Here is a 797-nt window from a genome sequence, read left to right as displayed (position 1 = left end):
GCGCAGGCGGACAGCGACAGCAATGCCGCGGTCGAGGCTGCGGCGGTGGCTGCGGCTCTGGCGGATGCGACGAGCGCGGCGTCGGCGGCGGCCGATGTGACGGCGGATGCGGCGGCCTCGGCTGCGGCGACCGACGACGCGTCGACGGATGCCTCGGCGACGGCGACGACCGATGCGAACGCCTCTGCGGCTGCGGCCGCGCAGGCGGCGGCGCAGAACGATGCGACGTCGACGAGTGCGGCGGACGCCTCGGCGGCGGCCGATCCGGATGCGGCGGCGTCGGTGGATGCGGACGCGTCGGTGGATGCGGACGCGTCGGCGGCTGCGGCGGCGACCGCGTCGTCCTCGGCGACGGCCTCGGCATCGGCATCGGCGGACGCGACGGCGGACCCGGGGGCGGAGGCATCCGCCACCGCGACCGCCGAGACGGACGCGACGGCGACCGCCACGGCGACCGCTGAGGCATCGGCCTCTGCGGATGCGGAGCTGAACACGAACGCGTCGGCGTCGGCGACGGCGTCGGCGCAGGCGGACAGCGACAGCAATGCCGCGGTCGAGGCTGCGGCGGTGGCTGCGGCTCTGGCGGATGCGACGAGCGCGGCGTCGGCGGCGGCCGATGTGACGGCGGATGCGGCGGCCTCGGCTGCGGCGACCGACGACGCGTCGACGGATGCCTCGGCGACGGCGACGACCGATGCGAACGCCTCTGCGGCTGCGGCCGCGCAGGCGGCGGCGCAGAACGATGCGACGTCGACGAGTGCGGCGGACGCCTCGGCGGCGGCCGCCTCGGCGGCGGC

General features: G+C 77.5%; 1 protein-coding gene. It reads right to left on the bottom strand.

Translation table 11 applies throughout. The features are described 5' to 3' along the window. The coding region (locus A4X16_RS18155) for a hypothetical protein (RefSeq protein ID WP_197491850.1) at positions 1-797 on the bottom strand (797 nt) is incomplete at both ends.

The sequence above is a fragment of the Microbacterium sp. H83 genome, assembly GCF_001650405.1.
In the GTDB taxonomy this organism is placed as follows: domain Bacteria; phylum Actinomycetota; class Actinomycetes; order Actinomycetales; family Microbacteriaceae; genus Microbacterium.
The sequence above is the reverse complement of the archived record's forward strand: the minus strand, read 5'-3'. Positions and strand labels throughout refer to the sequence as shown.